The following is a 20,439-nucleotide window of genomic DNA, read 5'->3' on the forward strand; positions in this document are numbered from 1 at the left end:
CATGGCAGGTTCCTTCCGTTTGCAGCGCCTGCCATCCGCCTCGCCCGGCATCGCGCTGGCTGCGCGCGCCGCCGCCATCGTTCTGGCGCTCGTCTTTGCCGGCATCATTCTGGCGATGACCGGTGCCAATCCGGTTGAACTCGCTTCCGAGGTTGTCGACGCCAGCTTCGGTTCCAGCTTCGGCATGGAAGACCTCGGCGTTCTCGTCATTCCGCTGATCCTGACCGGTCTGTCGGTTGCCGTCGCGCAGCAGATCGGTGCCTGGAACATCGGCGCGGAAGGGCAGTTCTATGCCGGTGCCTTTGCGGCCGCGGCCGTTGGCCTTTTTGTGCCGGGTCCGCCTGCCCTCATTCTCGTGCTGATGTTTCTCGCCGGCCTGATCGGTGGCGCCGTCTGGATCCTCGTTCCGACGCTTGCGCGCGCCTATGCCAACGTCAACGAACTGATCACCACGCTCCTTTTGAACTTCGTTGCAATCCTGCTCGTCTATTTCGTCTCCACCAACGCCTGGCGCGACAAGATGGCGAATTCGGCGACGCCGCGCCTTTCCGCCGAAATCCCGGAGTTATGGGGTTCGATCCATTGGGGTCTGCCGATCGCAATTCTTGTGGCCCTGCTTGTCGCCGGTCTGCTTGCCTTCTCCCGCTGGGGCTATGAAGTGAGGCTTGTCGGCTCCAATCCGTCGGCTGCGAAATACGCGGGCATGCCGGTGCGCCGCCACCTGATCACCGTCATGCTGCTTTCGGGCGCGATCGCCGGCCTTGCCGGCATGCTGGAGATCGCCGGCACGGTGCACCGCCTGCAGGGCGGCATCTCCAACAATTATGGCTACCTCGGCATTATGGTGGCTGTTCTCGCCAGAAGCTCCGCTGTCGGCGTCATCTTCTCGGCTGCACTGATGGCCTTCATCCTGAACTCCGGCATCATCCTGCAGACGCAGGGCCTGACCACCTCGACGGTTCTGGCGATCACCGGCCTCATTCTGTTTCTGACGGCAATTGGCGACGAACTCGCTCATTACCGCATTGCGCGCGACAAGGCTTGAGGAGAGCGACATGGATCTTTTGACCGGCCTCTTCACCACGGCCTTCTTGGCAGGCGGTGTCCTGGCGCTCGCGGCGCTCGGCGAGGTTCTTGCCGAACGCGTCGGCGTCGTCAATCTGGGCGTCGAAGGCCTGATGGCGATGGGCGCACTGACGGCAATCGCAACGGTTGCCGCGATCCCCTCGCCCACGATCGGCTTCGTTGCCGCTCTCGCGGTCGGCGCCCTGTTCGGCGCGCTGTTTGCCTTTGCAACCGTCATCCTGCGCGCCAATCAGGTGCTCTGCGGCCTGGCACTCACGCTGATGGGCAGCGGCATCGCCTCCACCATCGGGCGTGCCTATTCCGGCATGCCGGCTCGCGCAACCTTTGCGCCGATCGAGGTGCCGCTCCTGAGCAAGATCCCGGTCATCGGCCCGGCCTTCTTCTCGCAGAACATCCTGCTCTATCTGATCTTCATCATCCTGCCGGTCGGTTTGAGCTACCTCATGTTCCGCACCCGTCACGGTCTCAACCTGCGTGCGGTGGGCGAAAACCCGGCTGCGGCGGATGCCGCGGGCATCCCGGTCAATCTCATCCGCTTCGCTTATGTGACTGCCGGCTCCGCGCTGGCAGCAGGCGCCGGTGCCTACCTGACGCTCACCTTCGTACCGTCCTGGTCGGATGGCGTCGTCGCGGGTCGTGGCTGGATTGCCGTCGCACTCGTGATCTTCGCCGGATATCGGCCGATCCCGGCCGTACTATCGGGCCTGCTATTCGGCTTCATCACCGCACTCGGCTTCGTCGGTCAGGCGCGCGGTTGGCCGGTTGCGCCGGCCTTCCTTTCCATGCTGCCATACCTCGGCACCATGGCCTTCATCATCGTGCCGGTCCTTGCCTGGCAGCGCATGCGTCGGATAATGGCGGCTCCCGCTGCAATCGGCGTGCCCTACTATCGCGATGTCCGCTAAAATACCGGGAATGCCATGACCACGATGCTCATTAAAAACATCGCCTACCTCGCAACCTTCGATGACGAGGCGCGCGAGATAAAGGACGGCGCGCTGCTGGTGCGCGACAACGTCATCGAGGCTGTCGGCACCATGGCAGAACTCGAGGGTGCCGCGGCCGATCGCGTGCTGGATCTATCCGGGCATATCGTGATGCCGGGCATGGTCAACATTCACCACCACATGTACCAGAACCTCACCCGGGTCATGGTTCAGGACGACGAACTTCTGGTCTGGCTGAAGACGCTCTACGCGATCTGGTCGGCGCTTGATGATCATGCGATCGGCGTATCGGCCCGCGTGGCCATGGCCGAATTGATCGCATCCGGCTGCACGACGAGCTCCGATCATCTCTATATCCTGCCGAACAACTGCACGCTGGATGCGACGATCGACGCGGCGAGCGACCTCGGCCTGCGCTTCCACGCCGCGCGCGGCGCCATGTCGCGCGGCCAGAGCCAGGGCGGCCTGCCGCCGGATAATTGCGTCGAGAAGGAAGAGGATATCCTCAAGGACGCGGAGCGGCTGATCCACACCTACCACGACAACACGCGCCATTCGATGAGCCGTATCATCCTGGCGCCCTGCTCGCCATTTTCGGTGACGCCAGGCCTGATGAAGGATGCAGCAGCGCTTGCCCGCAGCCACAAGGGCGTCCATCTGCATTCGCATCTGGCAGAGGACCTTTTCGAGGAAGACTATTGCCATGACGTCTATGGCATGCGCTCGGTGGGCTTTGCGGAATCCGTTGGCTGGCTCGGGCCGGATGTCTGGTTCGCGCACTCGATCTTCATGACATCGGACGAGATCAGGCTGTTTGCGGATTCCGGAACCGGTGTCGCCCATTGCCCCTCCGCCAACATGCGCTGTGGACAAGGCATCGCCAAGATCCGGGAAATGCTCGATCTCGGCGTCAATGTCGGCCTCGGCGTTGACGGCTCTGCTTCCAACGATACCTCGAACATGTTCATGGAAGCCCGCCTTGCCATGATGCTGCAGCGTGTCGCGCCCAACAAGTATCTCTCTGAGACGCCAGGCGGACGCGGCGGCTTTGGCGGCACGCCGAAGGCATTGTCGGCCCGCGAGGCGCTGACGATGGCAACGCGCGGCGGCGCCAAAGTCCTCGGCCGCGACGATATCGGCTATCTCGCGCCCGGGATGAGCGCCGATTTCATCGCCGTGAAGCTGAACCAGCTCGGCCTTTCCGGCACCCAGCGCGATCCCCTGGCGGCGCTCGTCATGTGCGGCCCGTTCAAGGTCGACTATTCCTTCATCAACGGCCGCGAAATCATCGCCGACGGCCAGTTTCGTCATTTGGATGTGGACGGATTGCTGGCGAGCCACCAAACTGTGATGGACCGTATCTATGACCAATGAAAGTGAGCGTCCCATGAGCCAATGTTCGGACAAGGCTGCCCTCGACCAGTGGTATCCGCTCGGCACCGAGACGGAAATTGCATACGGTCACTCCACCACGCGCCTGCTCGGCACCGATCTCTCCCTGGAGAGATCGCCGGACGGAACGGTGACCGTGACGGCGGAAGGCCGTGCTGAGCCTCTTCCAATCATCAAGCGCTTCGGCCTTGTCTGGGCAACGCTTGGCGAACCCAAGGGCGGCCTGTTCGCGCTGCCGGAGGCCGATGAAGACGACCGCCGGGTGGTCAATTGCGGTGCGGTCATGGTGCGCGCGTCAGGACTTCGGATCATCGAGAACTTCCTCGACATGGCGCATTTCCCGTTCGTTCATACGGACATTCTGGGGGCTGAGCCGCATACGGAGGTCATGCACTACAATGCCGAGATCCGTCGCGACGTCGACGAGGTCTGGGCAACCAACTGCCAGTTCTTTCAGCCGCAGGCAGCCCTTTCGGCAACCGACGGGATCATGACCGACTACATCTACCGGGTCATGACGCCGTTCACCACGCTGCTCTACAAGACCTGCCCGAACTCAGCCAATCGCTGGGATGTGATTTGCCTGTTCGTGCAGCCGCTTGACCCTGACCGTTGCATCGCCCATCCGGTCATGTTCCTGATCGATGACGTCTCGACCACGACCGAGCTCGTGCATTTCCAGCAGCTGATCTTCCTGCAGGACCGCATCATCCTCGAAAACCAGCGTCCGTCGCTGTTGCCGATGGAAGCCCGGGCGGAGATCCCGACGCGCGCCGACGCAAGCTCGATCGCCTATCGCCGCTGGCTGAAGGAGAAGGGCATCACCTACGGCACCACCGCGATGGCAGCCTGACAGCATGCCCCATCCCGATATCGCCATTATCAACGCCACCATCCTGCCGATGGGCGGCGCGGAGAAGATTACCAACGGCAGCCTGACGATTACGGGCGACAGCATCACGGCGATGGGGCCAGCTGCCTCGGTGCCAACGGACGGCGCAAGGAAAGTGATCGACGCAAGGGGACGCGTCGTCATGCCGGGCTTCGTCAATTGCCACACGCACATTGCCTCCAACATGCTGCTGCGTGGCCTGCTGGAGGACGTCCAGCTCTTCGAGTGGCTGCAGACGATGTGGCAGCTCAAGCGCAATTTCGATGAAGAGACGCTTTACTGGGCGAGCCTCATGGGTCTCGTCGAGATGGCCAGGGCCGGCATCACGACCTTCAACGAGCATTTCGACGCCTATCGGGTGGCACCTCAGATTGCCGCGCTCGGCAAGCTGCCGTTGCGGGCCACGCTCGGCTACGGCTTTGCCGATCGCGGTCTTTACGCGCCGATCACCGACTGGTCGTGGAAGGCGCTCCACGGCTTTGGCGATACGGTCGCCCGGCATCACAGGAGCGGCAACGATCGCATCCACGTCGCTCTCTCGCCGCATTCGCCGTACTCATGCGGCGCGGAGATGTTCAAGCTTGTCCGCGAGGTCGCTGACGCCCAGAAAGTGGTGATCCATACCCATCTGGCCGAGGGGCCGCAGGAGGTGGCGTATGTGAAGGAGACCTATGGCACGACGCCCATGCAATGGGTGCATTCGCTGGGTTTCCTTGGGCCTGACGTGACCGCTGCTCATTGCACCCAACTCACCGACGACGATATTCGCATCATGGCGCAAACGGGTACGAAGATCGCCCATTGCCCGTGCTGCAATGCCAAGCTCAACTCGGGTACGCTGCGTTTGCGCGCTGTGCGCGAGGCCGGGGTGACGGCGGGCCTGGCGACGGATGGCCCGGCCAGCCACAACTCCTTGGACATGTTCCAGGAGATGAAATTTGCCGGCATGATTCACAAAGACAAGACCGGCGACGTGGAGTTCCTGAAGACAAACGAACTCCTGGAAATGGCGACAACAGGAGCCGCCGCGGCGATGAACCGCCCGGAAACAGGCAGGCTGGCGCCGGGCATGAAGGCTGATGTGATCATTGTTGATCTTGATCGGCCGCATTGTCTGCCCGTCTATGACGAGGCGGCCGCGCTTGTCTACTCGGCCCGCGCCGACGATGTGGTGACGACCATATGCGACGGCCGGATTGTGATGGAAGACCATGTGCTTCCTGGTATAGACGAGGCGGAAATCCGACATAGATTTCGTGAGGGCGCGCTCGCGCTCAGACATCGAAGCCTGGACTGAATTTAAGGACATTGCTGTGGATTTGCGTAACAAGACGCTCTGCGCCTCCGGCTTTCACGCCCCGGAACGCGGACATATCGACATATTGGAAGACGTTCTCATCGATATCGGCGCCGATGGCGCGATCAAGGCCATCCACCGGCCGGGCGAGCCGAACTACCGCAGCATTCGCGATGCGCGCGAGGAGACTGGCGAGCTGGTTATCCTTCCATCCGGCTCTTATCTCCTTCCAGGCTTTGTCGATCTCCACGTCCATGCGCCGCAATACCCGCAGCTGGGAAGCGCGCTCGACGTGCCGCTGGAAGTCTGGCTGCAGCAGTACACCTTTCCGCTGGAAGCAAAGTACCAGGACATGGCCTTCGCTAAGCGAAGCTATGGACTTCTTGTCGACGACCTTCTGGCGAATGGCACCACGACAGCGCTTTATTTCGCGACCATTCATCAGGAAGCGACCCGTGCCCTCGTGGATGTCTGCCTTGAGAAAGGCCAGCGTGCGCTGATCGGCAAGGTGGCGATGGATAATGCCGATGAATGCCCGGAATACTATCGCGACGCCTCTCCGCAGGCTGCCGTCGAGGGGACGCGTCAACTGATCGACTATGTTCGCGGGCATGCTGATAATGGCGAGGGGCGCGTGCTGCCTGTGGTGACACCGCGGTTCATTCCATCCTGCACCGATGCCACGCTCGAGGGGCTGGGGGAACTGGTGAAGGAATGCGGTTGCCACGTGCAGACGCATTGCTCGGAAAGCGACTGGGCGCATGGCTACGTCCTGTCCCGCTATGGCGTAACGGATGCCGAAACGCTCGATCGCTTCGGCCTGCTCGGCCGTCGCAGCGTGCTTGCCCACGCGAACTTCCTGACCGCCGAAGACATGGAGCGGGTCCGCATGCGCGAAGCGGCGGTTGCGCATTGCCCGCTGTCGAACGTCTATTTCGCCAACGCCGTCTTTCCGCTGCGCGCTGCGCTCGACAAGGGCGTGCATGTGGGTCTCGGAACCGATATTTCGGGCGGCCCGAGTGCGTCTATGCTCGAGAATTGCCGTGGCGCCATCTTGATGTCGCGAGCATTGGAAACAGGTGTCGATCCGCGTCTCGACGCGACGACGCGTTCGACCTTCGGTCCCGCGCAGATCGATTTTCGCGATGCCTTCCATATCGCCACCGCCGGCGGCGGCATTGCGCTCGACCTGCCTGTGGGCCAGTTCAAGCCCGGCTATCTCTTCGACGCGATCGTCATCGACACGAAGGCGGAAAAGGGATCGGTGCGGCTGTTTGACGAACTGGATGCCGGCGAACAGATCTTGCAGAAGATCATCTACACCGCCTCCAAGCCGAATATCGCGTCTACCTGGGTCGGCGGGCTACATGTCAGGCTGCCCTGAGCGGATCGTCAGCCGCGCAGCATCTCGATGATGGCTGAAAAGTCGCGGTCGGCGTTCCCTTGCTTTGCGAAAAGCGCATAGAGCTGGGCCGCCTCGGCGCCGAGTGGCGTCGAGGCTCCCGTCGACAGGGCCGCTTCCTGCGACAGGCGCAGGTCCTTCAACATCAGCGCGGCGGCAAAGCCCGGTTTGTAATCGTTGTTGGCGGGCGATGTCGGCACCGGGCCGGGGACAGGGCAATAGGTGCTGATCGACCAGCATTGGCCCGAAGAGGTCGAGGCGACATCGAAAAGCGCCTGGCTCGAAAGGCCGAGCTTCTCGCCGAGCGCAAAGGCTTCACAGACGCCGATCATCGAGATGCCAAGGATCATGTTGTTGCAGATCTTGGCCGCTTGCCCGGCGCCGGCTTCTCCGCAATGAACGATCTTCTTGCCCATCGCCTCAAGGATCGGTTTTGCCTTGGCAAAGCTTTCCTGTGGCCCGCCGGCCATGAAGGTCAGCGTGCCGGCGGCCGCGCCGCTGGTGCCGCCGGAAACCGGTGCATCGAGCGAGAGACAGCCGACAGCCGCCGCCATCTCATGCGCCTTGCGAGCACTGTCGACGTCGATCGTCGAGCAGTCGATCACCAGCGTTCCCTTCGGGATGGCGCGCAGGATATCCGTCCAGGCGCTCAGCACGTGCTTGCCTTGCGGCAGCATGGTGATGATGGTCTGCGCGTCGGCAACGGCCTGGCTGATATGGCTTGCCGGCTGGACGCCACTGGCTTCGGCAGCCTGCAGCATGGGCGCCGCGAGATCGAAGCCCATCACCTCATGTCCTGCCTTGACGAGGTTTGCCGCCATGGGCCTGCCCATGTTGCCGAGGCCGATGAACGCGATCTTTGCCATGCCATTCTCCCTGTCTGTCGTCGGCGGCCCCAAATGCTTTCATGTGGTCGGTACAGATTGACAATTAGGGCGAACCAGGGCGTTGGGCAGGTGACGCGCCGCGAGAAAACGCGCCCCATCCACGAGCATGGCCGCGGCGCCGGCGCGTGTTGACGCGTCCTTTCCGCAGGGCTATGCCGAATGGACGTCGGCGTTGCCCGACCAAGTGCGGAGGAGGATGAAATATGAAGCATACCCGCGAGATGTTCGATTGGGCCGACCCCTTCCGACTTGTCGAGCAACTGACCGATGAAGAGCGCATGGTGCTCGACACGGCGCATGGCTATGCACAAGAGAAGCTTGCTCCCCGCGTGCTCGAGGCCTTCCGACATGAGAAGACAGACCCGACGATCTTTCGCGAGATGGGCGAGCTCGGCTTGCTCGGGCCAACGATCGCGCCTGAGTATGGCGGGGCAGGCCTTGGCTATGTCGCCTATGGTCTGATCGCCCGCGAAGTCGAGCGTGTCGACAGCGGCTACCGTTCGATGATGAGCGTTCAGTCCTCCCTCGTCATGGTGCCGATCGATGCCTTTGGCTCGGAAGCCCAGAAGCAGAAATACCTGCCGAAACTCGCTACCGGCGAGTGGATCGGCTGCTTTGGACTGACCGAACCAAACCATGGCTCTGATCCGGGTTCGATGGTGACGCGTGCCCGTAAGGTCGATGGCGGCTACAGCCTGACCGGTGCCAAGACTTGGATCTCCAACGCGCCGATCGCCGATGTCTTCGTCGTCTGGGCGAAGACCGAGGACGGCGTGATCCGCGGCTTCATTCTCGAGAAGGGCTGGAAGGGTCTGACGGCTCCCGCGATCCACGGCAAGGTGGGGCTGCGCGCCTCGATTACCGGCGAAGTGGTGATGGATGGGGTCTTCGTTCCCGAAGAGAACCTGCTGCCCGACGTCACCGGGCTGAAGGGGCCGTTCACATGCCTGAACTCCGCCCGCTTCGGCATTGCCTGGGGTGCGCTTGGTGCTGCCGAGGATTGCTATGCCAAGGCCCGTCAGTACACGCTGGACCGCAAGCAATTCGACCGTCCACTGGCCGCCAACCAGCTGATCCAGAAGAAACTTGCGGACATGGCCACCGAAATCACGCTCGGGCTTCAGGGTTGCCTGCGGCTCGGCCGCATGAAGGAGGATGGGCATCCGCCGGTCGAGCTGACCTCGATCGTCAAGCGCAACAGCTGCGGCAAGGCGCTGGAAATTGCGCGGCTTGCCCGCGACATGCTCGGCGGTAACGGGATTTCCGATGAGTTCGGCGTGGCGCGTCATCTCGTCAATCTCGAGGTGGTCAACACCTACGAGGGAACCCACGATATCCATGCGCTGATCCTCGGCCGCGCCATCACCGGCATCGCCGCCTTCGCGAATTAGGGCGCAATCGTCGCCGGGAAATTGAATCCTGAGTGACAATGTGCAAGCTTCTCGTGACCACGTGCGATCGTGGCGTGGCAGGGGGAAATTGCACATGCTTCTGGCCTTCGCATTTCTGATCGGTATCGTCGCCGGCCTTAGAGCCATGACCGCTCCCGCCGCTGTTGCCTGGGGCGCCGCACTGGGGTGGTTCGACGTCTCGCAGACGTCGCTGGCCTTCATGGGCTTCAAGTGGACCCCGTGGGTCTTCACCTTGCTCGCGATCGTCGAACTGATCACCGACCAGCTGCCGTCGACGCCATCGCGCAAGGTGCCGGTACAATTCAGCGCCCGGATCGTCATGGGGGCGCTCACCGGCGCCACGATCGGCGCATCCGGCGGCTTGCTGGTTGGCGGCCTGATTGCCGGCGTCATAGGTGCCATCGTCGGTACGCTTGGCGGGGCGGCGGCGCGCGGCAGGCTGGCTGCCGCCTTCGGCAAGGACGCGCCCGCGGCGATCACCGAGGATATCATTGCCGTTGTCGGCGCTCTTTTGATCGTAGGAGCCGTCTGATGCCTGGTTTCGACGCCATCGTCATCGGTGCCGGGCAATCCGGACCGTTCCTTGCCGCGCGCATGGTCGAAAAGGGCATGAAGGTGGCCCTGATCGAGCGCAAGTTTCTCGGCGGGACCTGCGTCAATGCCGGCTGCATGCCGACAAAGACGCTGGTGGCGAGCGCCCGGGCCGCCCATGTCGCCCGGCGGGCCGCCGACTACGGCGTGACGGTCCCCGGCGAAATCGGCATCGATATGAGCGTCGTGCGCAAGCGGGCGGAGACGGTCACGATGAACGCCCGCAACGGGCTGATCAGCTGGTTCGACGCCATGGAGGGCATGACCGTCATATATGGCCAAGCTCGTTTCGAGGATGCGAGGACCGTTGCCGTCAATGGCGAAAGGCTGACGGCGCCGCGCATCTTCCTCAATGTCGGCGCTCGGCCGACCATCCCCGACATGCCGGGGCTTTCCGATATCAGCTATCTGACCAGCACCTCGATCATCCATCTCGACGTGTTGCCCAGGCATCTGGCGGTGATTGGCGGCAGCTATATCGGCCTCGAGTTCGCGCAGATGTATCGCCGCTTCGGGGCCGAGGTGACTGTTATCGAGCGCGGACCGAAGCTTGCGCCGCGCGAGGATGAGGATGTCTCCGACGCGATAGCCGACATTCTGCGTGACGAGGGAATTGGCGTCCACACGAATGCCGATGGTATTGCCTTTGCGCGAGGAAGTGACGGAATTTCCGTCAAGGTCGGCGCCGGTGTTCCTGACATTGAAGTAAGCCATGTGCTGATCGCCACCGGGCGCACGCCGAACACCGACGACCTCGGCCTGGATCGAGCCGGGGTCGCGACCGACAAGCGCGGCTACATCACCATTGATGACACGCTTGCCACCAATGTCGACGGCATTTGGGCTCTCGGTGATTGCAACGGCCACGGCGCCTTCACGCATACGTCCTATAACGACTTCGAGATCGCCGCGGCCAACCTGCTGGACGGCGAGAGCAGGAAGCTCAGCGACCGGATCCTGGCCTATGCGCTCTACATCGATCCGCCGCTCGGCCGCGTCGGGATGACGGAAAAGCAGGCGCGCGCTTCTGGTCGCAGGATCATGATCTCCACCCGGCCAATGAGCCGCGTCGGCCGAGCCAATGAACGCGGCGAGACCAAGGGCTTCATGAAGGTGATCGCGGACGCCGACAGCCAGCAGATTCTCGGCGCTGCTATTCTCGGCATCGAGGGTGACGAGGCGATCCACGGGTTTATCGACGCGATGAACGCAAAGGCGCCCTACCCGGTCCTCAAATGGGCGGTCCCGATCCATCCGACAGTCTCGGAAATCATTCCAACCTTGCTGGGAGACATGAAGATCGTGCAGTGACCGGCAGCTCGCCGAGCACGCCGTGACGCGGCCTCAAGGAGCCCGTGGCTTGAGCATGGCATTCACTCGGACGAGGCGTTGGAAATTGCCGCGTTGGAGTAAACAAGAATGGCGCTTTCCAGCGCCCCGTTCGGCGGTTTTTGCGCGCAACTCCGGCTCCTCTGCATTTCTTCGGGAAAGTGTCGCTTGCCCTTGGAACCTTGTGTGCCACACAGGCACGTCCGAAGCGAAACTCGGGCTGCGTTGCCGCAACGCGCCGTCGCCGGAGGGGAGCCATATTCTGCGTACCCCTGACGAAGAAGCTTGCGTCTTCCTTCCTCGACCGGCGCCGGTCCCGTTTCGCCGCAACGCCTTGCGGGGTATCCGACAACAGGACAGAGCAACAATCGCACGACGTGCGGCCGCGAGGACGCAGAAGAGGAGAATTGTCACTCAACTGATTGACTTAATTGAATTGTTACTCCCGCCTCGTCCCCGCTCTCCAGGCCGCAACGTTGTGCATTTGGCCACTTGTACCTTGGCATGGTATGACGGCACATCATTTCGCGGTCAGGGGAGCATGGCATGATTTCCATCTCCAATGCGAAGCATCGACGGGATTTCGAGATCGCCGGGGCATTTTGCCGGACATTTGCCGAATGGGATGCGGTCCAGAGCGAGGCTCATGGTCTCTCGCCGGATCTCGTGCTCGGCATGTATCATACAGATACCAGCGAAACCCTGGCGGCGAAATTCATGGCGGCCGATGCGGCCCTATTCATCGCGACCTGGAATGGGATGCCCGCTGGATGTCTCGCCTTTTCACCCTTTGACGACCACGCCACCGAACTCCACAAGTTCTACGTAGATCCCGCATATCGCGGCAAGGGCATCGGCCGCGCGCTCATGCGCACGGTCATGGGCGAGATCGAAAAGGGACAGCGGCGAACGGTCCTGCTTGCCACCACGGTTTACATGAAGGAGGCGGTTGCGCTCTACGAGTCCTTCGCGTTTACGCGCTGCCAGCCGTTCTACCCGATCCCTGACAGCATGAAACACACCGAGGTCTTCATGATGAGGACCATCTGATCTCGCGGAAGCGTGAGAAAGCGGCTGCCAAAAGGCAGCCACTTCAGGCCTATTCCATCACGATCTGCAGTTTCACGTCGCTGGGGCGCGCTTCGACCGCACGATCAAACGCCTTGATCGATTCTTCGAAGCTGAAGGTCGCGGAGATCAGCGGCTTCAGGTCGACACGGCCGGAGCCGAGCAGCGCGATCGAGCGTTCGTACTGGTGTGCGTAGCGAAACACCGTCTCGATGCGGATTTCCTTGGTGGATGCGGTCGACACGTCGAAGCCGATCGGATTGACCGGCAGTCCCACAGCGACGATGACGCCGCCGGGCCGCGGCAGTTCCATGACCGTCTCCCAAGCCTTTGGTGAGCCGGAGCATTCGAAGACGACATCAGCGCCCCAGCCGTCGGTCAGGCGGGCCACTTCCTTCCTCAGGTCCGTCTCTCTGATGTTGACCGGAATGACGCCCTGGTATTTCGCGGCGATGTCGAGCTTGGGCTGTGCGAGGTCGGCAACGATGACCCGGGCGCAGCCGCCGGCAAGCGCCGCGATGGCGACCATGGTTCCGATCGGGCCGGCGCCAAGCACGACAGCGGTGTCGCCGGGGACAATCTTGGCCTTGGTTGCTGCCTGCATGCCGACGGCGAAGGGCTCGACCATCGCGCCCTCGGCGAAGCTGACATTGTCAGGGAGTTTGAAGGTGTAGTTGGCCGGATGCACGACCTCGGGTGTCAGCACGCCGTGGATCGGCGGGGTTGCCCAGAACGTCACGGCCGGATCGACGTTATACATGCCGAGGCGGCTGGCCTTCGAGTTCGGATCGGGAATGCCCGGCTCCATGCAGACGCGATCACCGATCTTGAGGTGTGTGACGCCGGCGCCGACCTCGATGATGGTTCCCGCCGCCTCGTGTCCAAGGACCATCGGCTCGTTGACGACGAAGGGGCCGATCTTGCCGTGCGTGTAGTAATGAACATCGGACCCGCAAACGCCGACCGTGTGGATCTTGATCTTCACCTGCCCCGGGCCTGTTTCCAGCGGCAGATCGATGTCGCGCAAGGCGAGTTCATGCTGGCGTTCGAGCACCAGCGCGCGGACTTTGGTCATGCTGTTTCCTCCCATGGCGCCGGCTCGAGTCGAGCGGCATGTGGGAAGGGTTATAGGACGCAACCTCGGCCAGGTTCAATTCTGAATCGGAGGCTTTTGCCCGTGCGTTGGTAAAATGCTCAGAAATGGATCGGCAGCACCACACGGGTTCAAGCGTGGGGCTGCCGGTCTTTGGGGTGTTTAGAAATCGCGCTGGAAACGGAGGAAGCCTTCGACCTGATCCTCGCCTTCTTCCTCGTCGTGATACTGGAGGCTCAGGCGTGTCGCGAGGTTTTCAACGATCTTGTAGTTCACCGTTATGCCGCTGGTCCAGGCGTTGCCGCCGCTGAAGCCTTCGCCATCGGCGTCAAGCGCAATGTTCTCGAAATACTGCGCGCCGGGAATGAGGGTCAGCTTGTCGTTGACCTTGTATTCGTACTGTGCGCCGACCGTCCACTCCGATTCCTCGTAGTAGTAGTTGGCGCCGCTTGCCCATACGCCGTAGAGGCCAAGCTGGCCCGGTCCAAACTCGGCATAGAGAATGGCGCGGATCGCTCCCTCGCTCGTATCCGTATCATAACCGCCGAGCAGGTAGCCCTGAAAGCCGCCGGCCTTGAACGAGACCTGCGCGGCGATGCCGAGATCGTTCGGTCCCTCGCCGGGCTTGGTGGCGTATTCGTCTTCGAGTTCGTCGAGCGAAACGCCCGCGGTGAAGACGCTGCCTTCGTACTGATAGCGGATCGAATTGTGGTTGGTTTCGTTGCTGGCAACGACGTCGGTTTCGCCGCTCGGGTCGTCATCCCACCAGCTGTACTGCATGCCGAACCGGAAACCGGCGATGTCGATATAACCTTCGTCGAGCGTCGGGTCGAAATCCGAGGCGTTCTCAGCCTCGTTGCGCAGGGTGATCAGGCCGGTGAGCGTTCCCCATTCGGTATCGCTCTTCGAGCTGAACGTGACCTGAGCGCGCGTCCAGGACGACCAGTCCGACGGTTCGGATTCATCGCGGCCGAAACGCTCCTCGACGCGAATGTAGCCTTCCATGCGCAGGCACGTCTCTGTGCCTGGAATGTAGAAATAGCCTGTCCCATAAGCATCGCAGACGCGAATATATTCGACTGGTTCCGGCTCTGCGGCAACAACGGCGTCGGCGGCCTGCGCCGTGGAGATGGCTGCCAGGGCAGCGGCGGATGCGAGGATGGCGGCTTTCAAAGACATGCAATGACCCATTGGTTTCAAGAGTGGGCGCTATCTAATCCAGACGCGTGCAAGCGCTTCGCACTTTATAAGTGAAACCGAATGATTCGGCTGTATGCAAAATGTGACAGGTGCGTGTTTGGGCCGGGTGAGCCGGCCCACCCCCGGCGGGCTAATCGCGGCGAATGCCGGAAGAATCATTCCGAAAGGCCATTTGAAATGGGACTCAATTCTAGGAGGCCCGCGCGGAACAGAAACAATCTTCGTTTCATTATACGACCAAGTTGGTAGAGTTTGGGTATAAACGAAGGAGGTTTCCATGCAGTCAATACGGATCACCCGGCTCCTCGCGGCCGCGGTTCTGGCAGGTAGTGTCGCGATCGGGGCCGTCGCGCCCGCATTCGCCGACCAGACGCTTCTCAATGTATCCTACGATCCGACGAGAGAGCTGTATAAGGATTTCAACGCCGCCTTCGCTGCGAAATGGGAAAAGGACACCGGTGAGAAGGTGACGATACAGGCCTCGCACGGCGGTTCCGGCGCACAGGCCCGTTCGGTCATCGACGGTTTGGATGCCGACGTGGTGACGCTCGCGCTTGAAGGCGACATCGATGCCATCGCCAAGAAGACCGGCAAGATCCCGGCTGACTGGAAGACCAAGTTCCCGAACAATTCGACGCCCTATACCTCCACGATCGTCTTTCTCGTCCGCAAGGGCAATCCGAAGGGGATCAAGGACTGGGCCGATCTGGTGAAGGATGACGTTCAGGTCATCACGCCGAACCCGAAGACCTCCGGCGGCGCCCGCTGGAACTTCCTGGCGGCCTGGGCCTGGGCCAAGCAGGCCAATGGTGGCGATGACGCCAAGGCGCAGGAATATGTCACCAAGCTGCTGCAGCACGTTCCGGTTCTCGATACCGGTGCCCGCGGCGCGACCACGACCTTCGTTCAGCGCGGCCTCGGCGACGTCCTGCTGGCCTGGGAAAACGAAGCCTATCTCTCGCTTGAAGAACTTGGCCCCGACCAGTTCGAGATCGTGACCCCGAGCTTCTCGATCCGCGCCGATCCGCCGGTCGCCATCGTTGACGGCAATGTCGACAAGAAGGGCACGCGCAAGGTCGCCGAAGCCTACCTCAACTACCTCTATGCCGATGAAGGCCAGAAGATTGCTGCCAAGCACTTCTATCGCCCGATCAAGCCGGAAGCGGCCGATCCGGCCGATATCGCCCGGTTCCCCAAGCTGACGCTTGCGACCATCGACGACTTCGGTGGCTGGAAGGAAGCCCAGCCGAAGTTCTTCGGAGACGGCGGCGTATTTGACCAAATCTACAAGCCGGCCCAATAATACGCAGCATGAAAGCACATAGCCCCACGCGGTGGCGGTTCAGACGGCCGAGCGTCATTCCAGGATTTGGAATGGCGCTCGGTCTTACGTTGACCTGGCTCACCCTGCTTATCCTCATCCCGCTGTCTGGCCTTGCCTGGCGGTCGAGCGAACTCGGCTGGGAGAAATTCCTGGCGATTGCGCTTGATCCGCGAACGCTGAACGCGCTGCGTATCAGCTTCGGCACCGCCTTTGCCGCAGCCTGTGTCAATGCCGTGTTCGGCATCGTTCTTGCTTGGGTGCTTGTGCGCTATCGCTTCCCCGGCAAGCGCGTGATCGACGCCATGGTCGATCTGCCCTTTGCCCTGCCGACCGCGGTTGCGGGTATCGCGCTTGCAACCCTTTACGCCCCGAACGGATGGATCGGGCAGTTCCTGACGCCGCTTGGCATCAAGATCGCCTTCACGCCGGTCGGCATCGTTGTTGCCCTTGTCTTCGTCGGCCTGCCCTTCGTCGTGCGCACGGTGCAGCCTGTCATGGAGGAGATCGACAAGGAAGTGGAGGAAGCCGCCGCCACGCTGGGTGCCAATCGTCTGCAGACGATCTTCCGGGTTCTCTTGCCCGGGCTTGCGCCGGCGGTGCTCACCGGTTTCGCGCTCGCCTTTGCGCGTGGTGTTGGCGAGTACGGCTCGGTCATCTTCATTGCCGGCAACTTGCCGTTCAAATCGGAGATCGCGCCGCTGCTCATCGTCATCAAGCTGGAGGAATACAACTATGCGGCCGCAACAGGGATTGCAGCCGTGATGCTGGTTCTGTCCTTCGTGATGCTGCTTGTCATCAACCTCATCCAGAGCTGGAGCAGGCGGAGGTATGGTTATGGCGCTTGATACTGGGCTTGCGCCGGCTGCAAAGGTTCGCTCGGTCGTGACCGAGCACAAGGTTGCACGCTGGACGCTCATTCTCGTTTCGCTGGTCTTTCTGACGCTGATCCTGCTGCTGCCGCTTGCAGCGGTCTTCGTGGAGGCCTTTCGCAAAGGTCTGGGAGCGTTTCTCACTGCGCTGCAGGATGCCGAGACCTTCTCGGCTATCCGGCTGACGCTGATCGTCGCCGGCATCAGCGTGCCTCTGAACCTTGTCTTCGGGGTTGCCGCCGCTTGGGCGATCGCCAAGTTCGAGTTCAAGGGCAAGGCGTTTCTGACGACCCTGATCGACCTGCCGTTTTCGGTGTCTCCTGTCATCTCGGGCCTGGTCTTCGTCCTGCTGCTCGGCGCCAACACCCATCTCGGGCAGTGGCTTAGCGCGCATGACATCAAGATCCTCTTCGCGGTGCCGGGCCTCGTTCTGGCAACGATGTTCGTCACCTTTCCCTTTGTCGCGCGCGAACTGATCCCGCTGATGCAGGAACAGGGCACGGGCGACGAAGAAGCGGCGATCTCGCTCGGCGCCAGCGGCTGGCAAACCTTCTGGCATGTGACGCTGCCCAACATCAAATGGGGCCTGCTTTACGGTGTGCTGCTCTGCAACGCCCGCGCCATGGGCGAGTTCGGTGCTGTCTCGGTGGTTTCAGGCCACATCCGGGGACAGACCAACACGATGCCGCTGCAGGTGGAAATCCTCTACAACGAGTATAATTTCACCGGAGCCTTCGCCGTCGCCACCTTGCTTGCGTTGCTGGCGCTTGTAACCCTTGTTCTGAAGACGCTGCTCGAAATGCGATACAGCGACGAAATCGCCGCCAGCCGGCGGCACTGAAGGATCTAGAATGGAAGTTCGCGTTCAACACCTGCGCAAGGAATTCGAGCGGTTTCCGGCTCTGCATGACGTGTCGCTCGATATTCGCTCCGGCGAGCTGATTGCGCTGCTTGGGCCTTCCGGTTCGGGCAAGACGACCTTGTTGCGCCTGATTGCCGGTCTCGAGAGCCCGACGGAGGGCCTGATCTACTTCGGCGACGAGGATGCTTCGAAAAAGACCGTGCAGGAACGGAATATCGGTTTCGTGTTCCAGCACTACGCCCTGTTTCGCCACATGACCGTGCTCGACAACGTGGCCTTTGGCCTGAAGGTTCGGCATGCCTCCCGCCGGCCGCCAAAGGCGGAGATCCGCCGGCGCGCCCTTGAACTCATCGAGCTCGTGCAGCTTGGCGGTCTGGAGAAGCGCTATCCGACACAGCTCTCCGGCGGCCAGCGGCAACGCGTCGCCCTTGCTCGCGCGATGGCCGTTGAGCCCAATGTGCTGTTGCTCGACGAGCCCTTCGGGGCGCTCGACGCGCAGGTTCGCAAGGATCTGCGCAAATGGCTGCGCGAAATCCACGACAGGACCGGGCACACGACGGTTTTCGTCACGCATGACCAGGACGAGGCGATGGAACTCGCCGACCGCGTTGTGGTCATGAGCCAGGGCGCGATCGAGCAGGTCGGCACGCCCGACGAGGTGTACGACAATCCCAATTCGCCCTTCGTGTTCGGTTTCGTCGGTCAGTCGAACTGTCTGCAGGTCAAGATTACCGGTGGGGAGATCTGGTTCGAGGATCGCCCGCTCGGCTTGAAGGCGGAGGGGCAGCCGGATGGCGAGGCCCAGCTCTACTTCCGTCCTCATGACATCGAGCTGCGTGACGGCTGCGGTGGCTGCATCGCCGGGCTTTTGACGAGCAGCCGTCGTGTCGCCGGCACCCGGCATATCGAGGTCAATATCGGCAGGGATCATCCGCCGATCGAGATCGAGCTGCCGCCAACGCAGGCGGATGGTCTCGACCGCAATCGCATCGCCTTCCGCCCGACCCGCTGGAAGCTCTTTCGGAGCGCTTGAGAGGGCGGTAGCAACCTGCCGCCATAACTTTGTCTTCAAACTGCGATTTACGAATCAGCCTTAAAAGCCGATGAGTTAGCGGATGGGTGCACGGACGCGGGCCGTGCACCCAATGCCGATTGCAGCGAGAGACATGACCTGATGACAAGCATTGCCTCCGATCTCGACATTTTTGATCTGGCGCCAATCTCCATGTGGCTCGAGGATTTCAGCGGGGTAAAGGAGCAGCTTGAACGCTGGCGGGCCGACGGTGTCGAGGATATCAGGGCGTTCCTAAGGGAGGACGTCAGTCGCGTTGCGGCATGTTCTCGGCAGATCCGTGTTCTCAAGGTCAACCGCAAGACGCTCGAGCTGTTCGAAGCGGACGATGTGGACCATCTGACGGCAAACCTCTCCAGCGTCTTTCGCGACGAGATGCTGGAAAGCCATGTCAACGAACTGGCCGCACTTTTTGAAGGAAAGACCGAGTTCAGCGGCAGTGCCGTCAACTATACGCTTTCCGGTCGGCGGCTGGATATTCAGCTGCGCGGCGCTGTGCTGCCGGGCTATGAACACACCCTTGGCAAGTTGCTCCTCACAACCGAGGATGTGACGGATCGCGAAGAGGCACGACGCGCCGAACGTGAGAACCGGCGCTATGCCGAAGGCATATTCGAGCATTCTCCGGTGTCGCTCTGGGTCGAGGACTTCAGTCATATCAAGGCGCTGCTGACCGATGTGCGCAATCGCGGCATCGTCGATTTTCGTGTTTTCACGGACGTTCATCCGGAATTCGTGCGCCAGTGCATGAGCGAGATCAGGGTCGTCGATATCAACCAGGCGACGCTCGGGCTTTTCTGTGCCCCGGACCGGCATACGCTGTTCCAGCGCATCGGCGATATCTTCCGCGACGACATGGAAAAGCACTTTCGCGAGCAACTGATCGAACTCTGGAATGGAAACCTCTTCCACCAGCGCGAAGTGATCAATTACGCGCTGGATGGTTCTGAGCGCTTCGTTTTGCTGCAGTTTTCGGTCCTGCCGGGACATGAAGACGACTGGTCACTCGTGCAGGTCGCGCTGACGGATATCACCGCGCGCAAGAAGGCTGAGGCCTATCTCGAGTATCTGGGCAAGCACGACGTCCTGACAAAGCTGCACAACCGTGCCTTCTACATGGATGAGCTGAACAGGCTTGAGCGGAAGTCGCTCCGCCCGGTTTCGGCCGTCATTATCGATCTGAACGGGCTGAAGGCCAACAATGATCAGCTCGGTCACGACGCTGGCGATGCATTGCTTCGCCGTTTTGGCGAAGTGTTGAATGGTGTCGTGACTGCGCCTGACCATGCCGCACGCATCGGCGGCGACGAATTTGCCGTTCTCATGCCCGGCGCGGACAAGCAGGCGGCCACCGCCATGGTCGAAACCATTCACGAGCTCCTGAAGATCAACAACCAGTTTTACTCCAATGCGCCGCTCAGCATTTCCGTAGGGGCGGCGACGAGCGAGAGCGGTGAAACGATCGAGGCGATGGTCCGACGGGCCGATCTCGCCATGTACGAGCAGAAGCGGTCCTATCGCGCCAGCCATCAAGCCGATGGTGCCGTCGACGAGCCGGGAACACCGTTGAAGGTGAGCGCAAGCCGTCTCGGTGGGTAGTGGCAGGCTCCAGTCGCAGGGCAAGGTCAATTGCCCTGCCCTCGCTTGCGTGTCGTACATCCAATAGTCGTGGGAAAGTTTGGAACGGCATCCCTATCGTTGCGTTAGTCTCGCGAG

18 protein-coding genes are annotated in these 20,439 nt (G+C 61.6%); 15 read left to right on the forward strand and 3 right to left on the reverse strand.

Annotated features, from left to right (window positions below):
- Position 1 precedes the first annotated feature (1 nt).
- The 6 genes from A6U87_RS18345 to guaD are packed head-to-tail and all read left to right on the forward strand — an operon-like array spanning position 2 to position 6,998.
- Positions 2-1,045 carry an ABC transporter permease gene (locus tag A6U87_RS18345; protein ID WP_065692725.1) on the forward strand — a complete coding sequence of 348 codons (1,044 nt, stop codon included), beginning with the start codon at positions 2-4 and terminating at the stop codon, positions 1,043-1,045.
- Between the two features lie 10 nt (positions 1,046-1,055).
- Positions 1,056-1,991 carry an ABC transporter permease gene (locus A6U87_RS18350; RefSeq protein ID WP_065692726.1) on the forward strand — a complete coding sequence of 312 codons (936 nt, stop codon included), beginning with the start codon at positions 1,056-1,058 and terminating at the stop codon, positions 1,989-1,991.
- 15 nt (positions 1,992-2,006) lie between these two features.
- Positions 2,007-3,407, forward strand: coding sequence for an 8-oxoguanine deaminase (locus A6U87_RS18355; RefSeq protein ID WP_065692727.1), 1,401 nt, complete (start codon positions 2,007-2,009; stop codon positions 3,405-3,407).
- Positions 3,408-3,420: 13 nt separating this feature from the next.
- On the forward strand, positions 3,421-4,278 hold the full coding sequence (locus A6U87_RS18360) for an aromatic ring-hydroxylating dioxygenase subunit alpha (RefSeq protein ID WP_065692728.1): 858 nt from the start codon (positions 3,421-3,423) through the stop codon (positions 4,276-4,278).
- A gap of 4 nt (positions 4,279-4,282) precedes the next feature.
- Positions 4,283-5,614 (forward strand): amidohydrolase, encoded by a 1,332-nt coding sequence (locus A6U87_RS18365; protein WP_065692729.1) that lies wholly within the window; start codon positions 4,283-4,285, stop codon positions 5,612-5,614.
- A 16-nt stretch (positions 5,615-5,630) separates the two neighbouring features.
- The gene (gene guaD, locus A6U87_RS18370) at positions 5,631-6,998 is read left to right on the forward strand and encodes a guanine deaminase (protein ID WP_065692979.1); all 1,368 of its coding nucleotides are present in this window, start codon (positions 5,631-5,633) and stop codon (positions 6,996-6,998) included.
- A gap of 8 nt (positions 6,999-7,006) precedes the next feature.
- On the opposite strand, the gene mmsB is transcribed toward guaD, so the two are convergent.
- Positions 7,007-7,882 (reverse strand): 3-hydroxyisobutyrate dehydrogenase, encoded by an 876-nt coding sequence (mmsB, locus tag A6U87_RS18375; RefSeq protein WP_065692730.1) that lies wholly within the window; start codon positions 7,880-7,882, stop codon positions 7,007-7,009.
- Positions 7,883-8,106: 224 nt separating this feature from the next.
- Here mmsB and A6U87_RS18380 point away from each other — a divergent pair, with 224 nt between their 5' ends.
- The 4 genes from A6U87_RS18380 (at position 8,107) to A6U87_RS18395 (ending at position 12,285) form a co-directional block, all read left to right on the forward strand.
- On the forward strand, positions 8,107-9,294 hold the full coding sequence (locus tag A6U87_RS18380) for an acyl-CoA dehydrogenase (RefSeq protein ID WP_065692731.1): 1,188 nt from the start codon (positions 8,107-8,109) through the stop codon (positions 9,292-9,294).
- Positions 9,295-9,388: 94 nt separating this feature from the next.
- Complete coding sequence (locus A6U87_RS18385) at positions 9,389-9,847, forward strand: DUF4126 domain-containing protein (RefSeq protein ID WP_065692732.1); 459 nt, start codon at positions 9,389-9,391, stop codon at positions 9,845-9,847.
- Positions 9,847-11,217: an FAD-containing oxidoreductase gene (locus tag A6U87_RS18390; protein WP_065692733.1), complete on the forward strand. Its 1,371-nt coding sequence runs from the start codon at positions 9,847-9,849 to the stop codon at positions 11,215-11,217. Before A6U87_RS18385 ends, A6U87_RS18390 begins: the two co-directional genes overlap by 1 nt.
- Positions 11,218-11,781: 564 nt before the next feature.
- Positions 11,782-12,285: a GNAT family N-acetyltransferase gene (locus tag A6U87_RS18395; protein ID WP_065692734.1), complete on the forward strand. Its 504-nt coding sequence runs from the start codon at positions 11,782-11,784 to the stop codon at positions 12,283-12,285.
- 49 nt (positions 12,286-12,334) lie between these two features.
- Here the strand turns inward: A6U87_RS18395 and A6U87_RS18400 are convergent, their stop codons facing one another.
- Together A6U87_RS18400 and A6U87_RS18405 are read right to left on the reverse strand one after the other, a co-directional pair.
- Positions 12,335-13,378, reverse strand: a complete 1,044-nt coding sequence (locus A6U87_RS18400; protein ID WP_065692735.1) for an NAD(P)-dependent alcohol dehydrogenase — start codon at positions 13,376-13,378, stop codon at positions 12,335-12,337.
- A 180-nt stretch (positions 13,379-13,558) separates the two neighbouring features.
- A complete protein-coding gene (locus A6U87_RS18405) occupies positions 13,559-14,575 on the reverse strand; it encodes a porin (RefSeq protein ID WP_065692736.1) in 1,017 nt (338 codons plus the stop codon).
- Positions 14,576-14,873: 298 nt separating this feature from the next.
- Here A6U87_RS18405 and A6U87_RS18410 point away from each other — a divergent pair, with 298 nt between their 5' ends.
- The 5 genes from A6U87_RS18410 (at position 14,874) to A6U87_RS18430 (ending at position 20,322) form a co-directional block, all read left to right on the forward strand.
- A complete protein-coding gene (locus tag A6U87_RS18410; protein WP_065692737.1) occupies positions 14,874-15,899 on the forward strand; it encodes a sulfate ABC transporter substrate-binding protein in 1,026 nt (341 codons plus the stop codon).
- An 8-nt stretch (positions 15,900-15,907) separates the two neighbouring features.
- Positions 15,908-16,765, forward strand: coding sequence for a sulfate ABC transporter permease subunit CysT (gene cysT / locus A6U87_RS18415; RefSeq protein ID WP_065692738.1), 858 nt, complete (start codon positions 15,908-15,910; stop codon positions 16,763-16,765).
- Positions 16,755-17,630, forward strand: coding sequence for a sulfate ABC transporter permease subunit CysW (gene cysW, locus A6U87_RS18420; RefSeq protein ID WP_065692739.1), 876 nt, complete (start codon positions 16,755-16,757; stop codon positions 17,628-17,630). Before cysT ends, cysW begins: the two co-directional genes overlap by 11 nt.
- A 10-nt stretch (positions 17,631-17,640) precedes the next feature.
- Positions 17,641-18,684: a sulfate/molybdate ABC transporter ATP-binding protein gene (locus A6U87_RS18425; RefSeq protein ID WP_065692740.1), complete on the forward strand. Its 1,044-nt coding sequence runs from the start codon at positions 17,641-17,643 to the stop codon at positions 18,682-18,684.
- 141 nt (positions 18,685-18,825) lie between these two features.
- The gene (locus tag A6U87_RS18430; protein ID WP_065692741.1) at positions 18,826-20,322 is read left to right on the forward strand and encodes a sensor domain-containing diguanylate cyclase; all 1,497 of its coding nucleotides are present in this window, start codon (positions 18,826-18,828) and stop codon (positions 20,320-20,322) included.
- Positions 20,323-20,439 lie beyond the last annotated feature (117 nt).

It is taken from the genome of Rhizobium sp. AC44/96, from assembly GCF_001692185.1.
Taxonomy (GTDB): domain Bacteria; phylum Pseudomonadota; class Alphaproteobacteria; order Rhizobiales; family Rhizobiaceae; genus Rhizobium.

What these genes read in the sequence shown, in the direction of transcription:
- A6U87_RS18345 (WP_065692725.1), top strand. Translation starts at nt 2, where the DNA reads ATGGCAGGTTCCTTCCGTTTGCAGCGCCTGCCATCCGCCTCGCCCGGC.
- A6U87_RS18350 (WP_065692726.1), top strand. Translation starts at nt 1,056, where the DNA reads ATGGATCTTTTGACCGGCCTCTTCACCACGGCCTTCTTGGCAGGCGGT.
- A6U87_RS18355 (WP_065692727.1), top strand. Translation starts at nt 2,007, where the DNA reads ATGACCACGATGCTCATTAAAAACATCGCCTACCTCGCAACCTTCGAT.
- A6U87_RS18360 (WP_065692728.1), top strand. Translation starts at nt 3,421, where the DNA reads ATGAGCCAATGTTCGGACAAGGCTGCCCTCGACCAGTGGTATCCGCTC.
- A6U87_RS18365 (WP_065692729.1), top strand. Translation starts at nt 4,283, where the DNA reads ATGCCCCATCCCGATATCGCCATTATCAACGCCACCATCCTGCCGATG.
- mmsB (WP_065692730.1), bottom strand. Translation starts at nt 7,882, where the DNA reads ATGGCAAAGATCGCGTTCATCGGCCTCGGCAACATGGGCAGGCCCATG.
- A6U87_RS18380 (WP_065692731.1), top strand. Translation starts at nt 8,107, where the DNA reads ATGAAGCATACCCGCGAGATGTTCGATTGGGCCGACCCCTTCCGACTT.
- A6U87_RS18385 (WP_065692732.1), top strand. Translation starts at nt 9,389, where the DNA reads ATGCTTCTGGCCTTCGCATTTCTGATCGGTATCGTCGCCGGCCTTAGA.
- A6U87_RS18390 (WP_065692733.1), top strand. Translation starts at nt 9,847, where the DNA reads ATGCCTGGTTTCGACGCCATCGTCATCGGTGCCGGGCAATCCGGACCG.
- A6U87_RS18395 (WP_065692734.1), top strand. Translation starts at nt 11,782, where the DNA reads ATGATTTCCATCTCCAATGCGAAGCATCGACGGGATTTCGAGATCGCC.
- A6U87_RS18400 (WP_065692735.1), bottom strand. Translation starts at nt 13,378, where the DNA reads ATGACCAAAGTCCGCGCGCTGGTGCTCGAACGCCAGCATGAACTCGCC.
- A6U87_RS18405 (WP_065692736.1), bottom strand. Translation starts at nt 14,575, where the DNA reads ATGTCTTTGAAAGCCGCCATCCTCGCATCCGCCGCTGCCCTGGCAGCC.
- A6U87_RS18410 (WP_065692737.1), top strand. Translation starts at nt 14,874, where the DNA reads ATGCAGTCAATACGGATCACCCGGCTCCTCGCGGCCGCGGTTCTGGCA.
- cysT (WP_065692738.1), top strand. Translation starts at nt 15,908, where the DNA reads ATGAAAGCACATAGCCCCACGCGGTGGCGGTTCAGACGGCCGAGCGTC.
- cysW (WP_065692739.1), top strand. Translation starts at nt 16,755, where the DNA reads ATGGCGCTTGATACTGGGCTTGCGCCGGCTGCAAAGGTTCGCTCGGTC.
- A6U87_RS18425 (WP_065692740.1), top strand. Translation starts at nt 17,641, where the DNA reads ATGGAAGTTCGCGTTCAACACCTGCGCAAGGAATTCGAGCGGTTTCCG.
- A6U87_RS18430 (WP_065692741.1), top strand. Translation starts at nt 18,826, where the DNA reads ATGACAAGCATTGCCTCCGATCTCGACATTTTTGATCTGGCGCCAATC.